This window comes from Pseudomonas tehranensis, assembly GCF_014268615.1.
Taxonomy (GTDB): Bacteria; Pseudomonadota; Gammaproteobacteria; order Pseudomonadales; family Pseudomonadaceae; genus Aquipseudomonas; species Aquipseudomonas tehranensis.
In genome coordinates this window covers 1-9,335 of sequence record NZ_JABWQV010000199.1, presented here as the reverse complement: position 1 = coordinate 9,335, position 9,335 = coordinate 1, and the positions used below count along the sequence as shown (strand labels likewise).

9 protein-coding genes are annotated in these 9,335 nt (G+C 62.5%); 5 read left to right on the top strand and 4 right to left on the bottom strand.

The window, feature by feature from the left end; all coding sequences use genetic code 11:
- Nucleotides 1-46: 46 nt before the first annotated feature.
- The 4 genes from ehuA to ehuB form a co-directional block, all read right to left on the bottom strand.
- Nucleotides 47-916 carry an ectoine/hydroxyectoine ABC transporter ATP-binding protein EhuA gene (gene ehuA / locus HU811_RS21145; RefSeq protein WP_437179498.1) on the bottom strand — a complete coding sequence of 290 codons (870 nt, stop codon included), beginning with the start codon at nucleotides 914-916 and terminating at the stop codon, nucleotides 47-49.
- Nucleotides 916-1,572, bottom strand: a complete 657-nt coding sequence (ehuD, locus tag HU811_RS21140; RefSeq protein WP_092393876.1) for an ectoine/hydroxyectoine ABC transporter permease subunit EhuD — start codon at nucleotides 1,570-1,572, stop codon at nucleotides 916-918. Before ehuD ends, ehuA begins: the two co-directional genes overlap by 1 nt.
- On the bottom strand, nucleotides 1,569-2,228 hold the full coding sequence (gene ehuC / locus HU811_RS21135) for an ectoine/hydroxyectoine ABC transporter permease subunit EhuC (RefSeq protein ID WP_092456217.1): 660 nt from the start codon (nucleotides 2,226-2,228) through the stop codon (nucleotides 1,569-1,571). The genes ehuD and ehuC overlap by 4 nt, the downstream gene beginning before the upstream one ends.
- 66 nt (nucleotides 2,229-2,294) lie before the next feature.
- Nucleotides 2,295-3,152 (bottom strand): ectoine/hydroxyectoine ABC transporter substrate-binding protein EhuB, encoded by an 858-nt coding sequence (gene ehuB / locus HU811_RS21130; RefSeq protein ID WP_092393870.1) that lies wholly within the window; start codon nucleotides 3,150-3,152, stop codon nucleotides 2,295-2,297.
- Nucleotides 3,153-3,441: 289 nt separating this feature from the next.
- Here ehuB and ehuR point away from each other — a divergent pair, with 289 nt between their 5' ends.
- From ehuR to doeB, 5 genes are all read left to right on the top strand, one after another.
- Complete coding sequence (ehuR, locus tag HU811_RS21125) at nucleotides 3,442-4,836, top strand: MocR-like ectoine utilization transcription factor EhuR (protein WP_186657931.1); 1,395 nt, start codon at nucleotides 3,442-3,444, stop codon at nucleotides 4,834-4,836.
- A gap of 230 nt (nucleotides 4,837-5,066) precedes the next feature.
- A complete protein-coding gene (gene eutB, locus HU811_RS21120) occupies nucleotides 5,067-6,038 on the top strand; it encodes a hydroxyectoine utilization dehydratase EutB (protein WP_186657929.1) in 972 nt (323 codons plus the stop codon).
- A gap of 24 nt (nucleotides 6,039-6,062) precedes the next feature.
- Complete coding sequence (locus HU811_RS21115; RefSeq protein ID WP_186657928.1) at nucleotides 6,063-7,055, top strand: cyclodeaminase; 993 nt, start codon at nucleotides 6,063-6,065, stop codon at nucleotides 7,053-7,055.
- Nucleotides 7,056-7,096: 41 nt separating this feature from the next.
- Nucleotides 7,097-8,287: an ectoine hydrolase DoeA gene (gene doeA / locus HU811_RS21110; RefSeq protein ID WP_092393858.1), complete on the top strand. Its 1,191-nt coding sequence runs from the start codon at nucleotides 7,097-7,099 to the stop codon at nucleotides 8,285-8,287.
- 3 nt (nucleotides 8,288-8,290) lie between these two features.
- Entirely contained in the window at nucleotides 8,291-9,292 is a 1,002-nt protein-coding gene (gene doeB, locus HU811_RS21105) for a N(2)-acetyl-L-2,4-diaminobutanoate deacetylase DoeB (RefSeq protein ID WP_186657926.1), read from the top strand.
- Nucleotides 9,293-9,335: the final 43 nt, after the last annotated feature.

The following is a 9,335-nucleotide window of genomic DNA, read 5'->3' as shown; positions in this document are numbered from 1 at the left end:
CAGCGGGAGCAAGCTCCCTCGCCACAACAGTGTTCACTTTAGTGGGTTAGTTAGCTTCTTTCACCGCACTCAGAAACGCACACGTACGCTCCTGCTGCGGGTTTTCGAAGATCTGTGCCGGGGTGCCCTGTTCGTGGATCTGCCCTTTGTAGAAAAAGCACACCCGGTCGGCGAATTCCCGGGCGAAGCCCATCTGGTGGGTCACCATCAGCATCGTCAGGTTGTGCTCGGCCCCCAGCTTGCGGATCACATTCAGCACTTCGCCGCACAACTCCGGGTCTAGCGCCGAGGTCACTTCGTCAAACAGCATCACTTTCGGCCGCATCGCCAGCGCCCGGGCAATTGCCACTCGTTGCTGCTGGCCGCCAGACAACTGCGAAGGGTAATGGTCGAGCTTGCTGCCCAGCCCCACCAGCTCCAATAAATCGGCGGCGCGCTCCCGTGCTTCTTTCGGATTCATGCCCAGCACCTGCACCGGCGCCTCGATCACGTTTTGCAGCGCGGTCATGTGGGGAAACAGGTTGAAGCTCTGGAACACCATGCCAATCTTGCCGCGCACGCGGCGGATGTGCCGGTCGTTGGCCGGCACCAGCACGCCGTTGCGATTGGGCATGTGGGTCAGGGAGTCATCTTCGATGCGGATCTGGCCTTGGTCGATGCCTTCCAGGGTCATCAATACCCGCAACAATGTCGACTTGCCCGAGCCGCTGGGGCCGATGATCGCGACTTTTTCACCGGGCGCGACGTCCAGATTCAGATGATCGAGTACCGTAAAGCTGCCATAGCTTTTGGTCACGTCCTGGAAACTCACGATCGGCCGGGACGGTGTCTGATCTTGCATGGCCGGGGCCTCCTGCTGCGACGCCAGTGTGTTGCGCCGGGACAAATCGGTGGGCGAGGACAGGGGTAAAGTCATTAGCGTAGCTCCATGCGCGTTTCAAGGCGCCGTACCAGCCAGGCCAAGGCGAGGCTCAGGGCGAGAAAGAACAGGCCGACCATGGTGATCGGCTCCAGGTAACGGAAATGCTCGGAGCCGATGTTCTTGGCCTGTTGCATGATTTCCACCACGGTGATTGCCGACAGCACCGGCGTGTCCTTGAGCATCGCCACCAGGTAATTGCCCAGCGGCGGTATGATCGGCCGCAGCGCCTGGGGCAGGATGATGTTGCGGTAAGCGTTGTACGGAGCGATGTTCAGCGCCGTCACCGCTTCCCACTGCGCCCGCGGCACCGCGTCGAGGCCGCTGCGATAGACCTCGGCGATGTAGCAGGCGTAGTGCAGGCCGATACCCAGGATCCCCACTTGCATGGCCGTCAGGCTCAAGCCGTAGTTAGGCAGCACGTAATAGAGGAAATACACCTGGATCAGCAGCGGCGTACTGCGAATGAACTCGATCACGGCGGTGGCCGGCCATGACAGCCAGACTTTTCGGCTACGCCGACCAATTGCCAGGAACAGTCCCAGGACAATCGCGATCAGAAAGCCGATCAGGGTGATGCCCACCGTGTTGAGCGAGGCGCGCAGCAAGTCCGGCAGGATCTGTGCAGCGTAGGACCAGTCGAACAGGGTCATGACAGACCTCCACGCATCCGGCCCCGGCTCAGTCGTCGTTCGACATGGCGCATGCCCAGGTTAATGGCCTGGGCGAGGATGAAATACATCACCAGCGCCAGGCTGAAGATCTCCAGGGTCTGAAAGGTTGCCTGATCCAGCTGCCGCGCGCGAAAGCTCAGGTCGGACAAGGTGATCAGCGATACCAGCGAAGTGTTCTTCAGCAATTCGATCAGCAGGTTGGTGCCTGGTGGGATCGCCGCCAGCAGGGCCTGGGGCAGGATGATCCGTTTGAAGCGCTTGAAGCCGCTGAAATTCAGCGCCGTGCAGGCTTCGTATTGCCCCTTGGCGACCGAGCTGATGGCGCCGCGCATGACTTCGGCACCATAAGCACCGATGTGCAGGCCCAGGCCGACAATCGCCACGGCGTAGGGGCTCAACTCAATGTTGAACGGTGGCAGTGGCAGCACGAAAAACAACCAGAACAACTGCACCAGCAGCGACGTGCCCCGAAACACTTCGATGTAAGTGATGGAAAACCAGCGCAGCGCTCGCCACGGTGACAGTCGTCCCAGGGCCGCCAGGACCGCAGCGACAATGGCCAGCAGCGAGCCGAAAAAGGTCACCTGAAGCGTGACCCAGGCCCCTTGAATCAATAACGGAAGTAATTCGCCCATGGTTCAACCCGATATCCGATGAAGCAGGGAACAGGCATCACGCAGCGCGCGTCATGCCTGTTTCGGCTATGGCTGAGCGCAGAGCTCGGCCGCGGTTTTGCTGGTCACGTTGGACTTGTCGAAACCGAACGGCGCAACGGCCTTGAGGTGTTCTTCAGAGCCTAGCCATTTCTTCAGCTCGGCATTGACCGCATCGCGCAGGTCTTTGTCTTCGGGGCGGAAAGCCAGGGCGCCGTAGCCGATGTGGGACGGGTCGTCCTTGAACTCGGTCATCGCTTCAACCTTGTCACCGCCCTTGCTGGCCAGGCCCTTCATGGTCAGTTGCGTGCCGACGGCCGCGTCCGCGCGACCGGCGCGCACCGCTTGCAACTGCGCGGTGGTGTCGGGGACCTGAAGGATCTGTTCATCCTTGACCCCGGAATCCCGGGCGTACGCCAGGTTCACCGTGCCGGCCATGATTGCCAGCTTCACGTCCGGTTGTTTGGCGATGTCTTCATAGCTGTGGAGTTGCTTGGGATTGCCCTTGGCCACGAGCAGGGCATCGGGCAACTGGTATTGCGGATCGGTGAACAACACCTGCTTGCAGCGCGCCGGGGTGATGTACATGCCGGCGGCAATCACGTCGAAACGGCCAGCGCGCAGCCCGGGAATCAGCGAGCCCCATTCGGTGAGTACGCCGTTGACCTGCTGGATGCCCATTTTGGCGAAGATGATCTTGGCGATTTCTGGCGATTCACCGGTCACGGTGCCGTCGGTTTCGGTGAAGGCGAACGGGGTTTCGTTGGCGTAGCCGATCCGGATGCTGCTGTTGCTTTTGACGGTATCGAGGGTGGCGGCGTGAACGCTGCCGGCCAGGCCAAGTACGGCACAGGTCATTAAGAGCCGACGCAGGGGCGCGCTGGTGACGGGAAGGAAATTGCTCATCGATAAAATCTCCTGTTTCTTGTGGATCCGTCGTTGGACGGCTCTGTGGTAGGAGGCAGTGGTACAAGAGCAAAGCGTACAGCGGCTGATCCGGCCTTGGCCTGGAATCGGGAACGGCGCCGGTACAGGTCGATCCGGCTTTTTTGTCGGGGGGTGAACCCGCCTGGATGACGACCTTGGACCGAGCATACAAAAGCCCCGGCACCGATTGTATTGCACTAGGACAATTGCTTTGCCGCGATAGCCGCGGGATGCTGTGCGCACCAGAACACATGCGGGTTGCAGCGTCATGGATAAGTGGAAATCAGCCTTGGAAGTCGCCCGCAGCGGTGAGTCCAAATACAAGATTCTGGTACAGGCCATTGCTGACGATATCGAGCAGGGCGCCCTGGCCAATGACCAACGCCTGCCGCCGCAACGGCAAGTGGCGGACGCCATGGGCATCAGCGTGCAGACCGTCACCAATGCCTACAAGGAGCTGGAGCGCCAGGGGCTGGTGCGCTGTGAAGTGGGGCGCGGCAGCTTCGTTTCGCGACGCATGAGTGATCGGGTCGCGACCTACATTCTCGACAGCCCCGAGCGCGCGCTGGTGGATTTTTCCATCACGCGAATCATGCACACCCGCGAGCACGACCAGTTCTGGCGCGACACCTGCCTTGAATTGAGCACCGAAGAAGACCAGCCGTGGATTCATGCTTTTCGTCCGATCGCAGGTTTTGAATCCCATCGCGAAGCGGCCGCCCAATGGATCGGCCGCCAGAGGTTGAAAGTTGATCGCAACGACATATTGATCACCAACGGCGCGGCCCATGGGATCTTTCTCGCCCTCGCGTCCCTGGCGGGGCCCGATGATGTGGTGCTCTGCGAAGGAGTGACCGACCACGGGGTGATCGGCAATTCCCAGGTGCTGGGTTTCACCCTCAAGGGCCTGGAGATGGATCACTATGGCATCGATCCTGAACACTTCGAGGACATGTGCAGCAACGAGCGCATCACCGCGCTGGTGTGCACGCCGAACCTGAACAACCCCACCACCAGCCTGATGCCCGACACCCGCCGCCGGGAAATCGCCGAGATTGCCCGGCGCTTTGGGGTGCACATTATCGAAGACGACGTATACGGTCCGCTGCTGGATGAACGCCGTGCGCCGCCCATCAGCCACTACCTGCCGGAGCTGTCGTTTTATTGCACCAGCATGACCAAGTCGGTGCTCACGGGGCTGCGCATCGGTTATCTGGTGGTGCCCAAGCGCCTGGCGCTACGCACCGAGAGCATCCTGCGGGTCAACAGTTGGATGGCCACGCCGATGGTCTCGGAGATTGCCGCGCGCTGGATCCGCGATGGGCGTGCCGAGTCGCTGGTGCATTTGCAGCGCCGGCTATTGGCGGGGCGTCAGGCGATGGTGACGGAGTACATGGGCGAGCACGTGCTGGGCCAGCATCCCCACGCGTTGAACGCCTGGATCGGCATCCCGCCCCATTGGGAGGTGGACAGCCTGGTGCGGGCGCTACGACACAAGCACATCGCGGTGACCTCTCCCGACCCGTTCACCGTGCGCGGCACCCCCAAACCGCGTGCGGTGCGGGTCTGCGTAGGCGCCGAATGCAGCGATGAGGAAATGCGCCATGCGCTGATCGGCATGCGTGACATCTTCAACCAATACCCGCAGATCCATGATTTCTGAAACGCCGTATCTCTGGACAACACATCCCCTGTGGGAGCGAGCCTGCTCGCGATAGCGGTGCGACAGTCAGCAGAGATGTTGAATGTGGTGGCCTCATCGCGAGCAGGCTCGCTCCCACAGGGGGCTGCACTCCATTTGCCGACGGGCGCGAACTAAATTGCCCTAGTACATTCATCACCACAATCCAGCCCTCTTAGACTGCGCCCAACACATCAGCTCGGGACGCGGTCATGGCAGTGTTGCAGCTACAGGATGTCTATCTCGCTCGCCAGCGCATCGAATCGCTGGTGCGACGTACGCCCATGGAATATTCCCCCAGCCTGTCACGGCTGATGGGCGTGGCGGTGTACCTCAAGCTTGAATCCCTGCAAATCACCGGCAGCTTCAAGCTGCGCGGCGCGAGCAATGCCGTGGCCCAGCTCAGCCCTGAGCAAAAAGTCTTGGGGGTGGTCACCGCATCGACCGGCAACCACGGCCGTGCGCTGGCTCATGCTGCTTCGCAGCAAGGGGTCAAGGCGATTGTCTGCCTGTCGAACCTGGTGCCGGCCAATAAGGTGCAGGCGATCCGCGACTTGGGGGCCGAGGTGTGCATCGTCGGCCAGTCCCAGGACGATGCCCAGCGCGAAGCCGAACGCATCGCCAGAGAACAGGGGGCGACCTTCCTGCCGCCTTTCGACCATCCGGCGATCATCGCCGGTCAGGGCACGCTGGGCCTGGAGATCCTCGAACAACAGCCGGACGTGGCCCAGGTGCTGGTGCCGTTGTCCGGTGGCGGCCTGTTCGCCGGCGTGGCTCTGGCGCTCAAGAGTGCGAATCCGGCGATTCAGGTGCATGGCATCAGCATGGCCCGAGGCGCCGCCATGGGGGCCAGCCTCGCCGCCGGGCATCCGGTGGAAGTCGAAGAGCTGCCGACGCTGGCGGACTCCCTGGGCGGCGGCATTGGCCTGCACAACCGCTACACCTTCGACATGACCCGGCAACTGAGCGATGACCTGCACCTGCTTTCAGAAGCTTCCATCGCCAATGCCTTGCGCCACGCCTATCACGAGGAACGTCTGGTGCTTGAGGGCGCTGCCGTGGTGGGCATTGCCGCGCTGCTCGACGGCCTGATCGAACCGCGTGGCCCCATTGTGCTGGTGATCAGCGGGCGCAACGTCGACACCGCGCAACATGCCCGCGTGATCGCCGGGGCCCATCAATAACCCTCAGCCGCAACGGAGCCAGCCATGAGTGAAGTCACCCTATTGAGCGAAGCGGATCTGCGCAGTTGCGTAGCCCTCGACTTGCCCAGCATCGATGCCATCGAGCAGGCCTTCGTGCTGCTGGCAACGGCGGCCGTGGCGATGCCGCCGATCCTGCGGCTGGACATCCCCGAACATAACGGTGAGGTGGACGTGAAGACCGCTTACCTGCCGGGCGTGGAACGGTTTGCAATCAAGGTCAGCCCGGGCTTTTTCGACAACCCGAAACTCGGCCTGCCCAGCCTCAACGGCATGATGATGCTGTTGTCGGCGCGCACCGGTTTGCTGGAGGCGCTGTTACTCGACAACGGTTACCTCACAGCCGTGCGCACGGCGGCGGCGGGCGCAGTAGCGGCGCGCTGCCTGTCTCGTGAGGCAAGCCGCCGCGTGGCGCTGATCGGTGCCGGTGAACAGGCGGCGTTGCAGCTCCAGGCGCTGCGGCTGGTGCGGCCCATCGAAGAGGTGCGGGTCTGGGCTCGCGATGCACAAAAGGCCCAGGCCTTCAGTACCGAACTGGCGCGTGAGACGGGGCTTTCGGTGACACCATGCGCAACGGTCGACGCCGCGCTGGATGGCGTAGACATCGCCATCACCTGCACCCCCAGTCGTGAACCGCTGATCGAAGCCCGGCACCTGCATCCGGGCCTGCATATCACCGCGATGGGCTCGGACGCGGAACACAAGAACGAGATTTCCCCGCAAGCCCTGGCAGCCGTCGATTGCTACGTCGCCGATCGTCTGAGCCAGACCCGCGTGCTTGGCGAACTGCATCACGCCCTGGCGGCCGGTGTCGTCGGCGATGAGTCGGTGTTGCTGGAGCTGGGCCAGGTACTGGCGGGGCAGCGGGCCGGGCGGACCGATGAGGCGCAAGTCACCTTGTGCGACCTCACCGGCACCGGCGCCCAGGACACCGCTATCGCCAACCTGGCTTTCGAGCGGGCGCGGGCGGCGGGCAAGGGGTTTCCATTCGGTCGTTGACCGATCTTTTATTCGTGCGTCATTGATCAGAGGGCAGGTGGATGTCAGAGATAGTCGTCAATCTTCCGTTCCAGCGGGAGGAATACGCCCAGCGCCTGGCGAAGGTCCGCGTGGCCATGCAGGTCCAGGGCCTGGAGCTGTTGCTGGTCACCGATCCGTCGAACATGGCCTGGCTCACCGGCTACGACGGTTGGTCGTTCTACGTGCACCAGTGCGTGCTGTTGGCACTGGATGGCGAGCCCGTGTGGTTCGGTCGCGGCCAGGATGCCAACGGTGCCAAACGCACGGTGTTCATGCAGGCCGATAACATCATTGGCTACCCGGACATCTACGTGCAGTCGCGCGAACGTCATCCCATGGATTACCTGTCCCGGGAAGTGATCACCGCTCGTGGCTGGGGCGCGCTGACCATTGGCGTGGAGATGGACAACTACTACTTCAGCGCCGCCGCGTACCTGTCGCTGCAAAAGCATTTACCTCAGGCCAAACTGGTGGACGCGGTGGGCCTGGTGAACTGGCAGCGGGCGGTCAAGTCCCCGCAGGAAATCGCCTACATGCGCATCGCCGCGCGCATCGTCGAGAACATGCACGGTCGGATTCTGGAGCGGATCGAGCCGGGTATGCGCAAGAACGAACTGGTGGCCGAGATCTACAGCAGTGGCATTCTCGGGGCCGACGGCCATGGCGGTGATTACCCGGCCATCGTGCCATTGCTGCCCACCGGTGCCGACGCCAGCGCGCCGCATCTGACCTGGGACGATTCGCCGTTCGAGAAGGGCGCCGGGACTTTTTTCGAGATCGCCGGTTGCTACAAGCGTTACCACTGCCCGCTGTCGCGGACCATCTACCTGGGCAAGCCACCGCAGCATTTTCTCGACGGCGAAAAAGCCGTGGTCGAGGGCATCGCCGCCGGCTTGGACGCGGCCAAACCGGGCAACACCACCGGCGACATCGCCGTGGCGTTTTTCAAAGTGCTGGAGAAGTTCGGCATCCACAAGGACAGCCGTTGCGGCTATCCCATCGGTATCAGCTATCCGCCGGATTGGGGCGAACGCACCATGAGCCTGCGCCCCGGCGACACCAGCGTGTTGCAACCGGGCATGACGTTCCACTTCATGCCGGGACTGTGGATGGACGACTGGGGGCTGGAAATCACCGAAAGCATCCTGATCACCGAGACCGGCGTCGAGACGCTGTGCAATGTGCCTCGTCAATTGTTCGTGAAGGATTGAGCCATGACTGACTTGCCTGCCAATCCCATCAGCGCCACGGTAGATTTCACCCGCGAGGGTGTGCAGCACGGCTTTCTCAAGCTGCCGTATTCGCGAGACGATTCGGCCTGGGGCGCGGTGATGATTCCCATCACCGTGATCCAGCGCGGCAGCGGCCCGACGGCGCTGCTCAGTGGTGGCAACCATGGCGATGAGTACGAAGGCCCGGTGGCCCTGAGCAAACTGGCCCAACGGTTGACCGCGCAAGAGGTGAGCGGAAGGGTGATTATCGTGCCGTTCATGAACACCCCGGCGTTCCATGCCGCACGCCGTACCTCGCCCATCGACAAGGGCAATCTGAATCGCAGTTTTCCCGGCAAACCGGACGGTACCGTCACCGAGAAAATCGCTGACTATTTCAACCGGACGTTGCTGCCTTTGGCCGACATCGTCCTGGACATCCACTCCGGTGGCCGGACCCTGGACTTCCTGCCGTTCGCCGCTTGCCACGTGTTGCCGGACAAGCAGCAACAGGCCCGTTGCGAGGCAGGGATGCTGGCGTTCAATGCGCCGTATTGCATGCGCATGCTGGAACTGGACGCCGGGGCGATGTACGACACCGCCGCCGAATCCCAGGGCAAGGTGTTTGTCACCACCGAACTGGGCGGCGGCGGCTCATCGACGGCTCGTAGCGTGGCGATTGCCGAGCGCGGCGTGCGCAACCTGCTGATCCATGTCGGCATCCTGCGCGGCGAAATCGAGCTACAGCCATCGTTGATGCTCGACATGCCCGATGCCAGCTGCTTCATCGCCAGCGAACACGACGGCCTGCTGGAAATGTGCCGCGACCTGGGAGAACACGTGACCCTGGGCGAGGTGGTGGCGCGCATCTACGACGCCACCCGCAGCGGCGTCGCCCCCATTGAATACCGCGCCGCTCGCAGCGGTCTGCTGGCGGCCCGGCACTTTCCAGGGCTGGTGCGATGTGGCGATACCTTGGCGGTGATTGCCGATGTGTTGGCGTGAAAACCGTTGGACACAAATCCCCTGTGGGAGCGGGCTTGCTCGC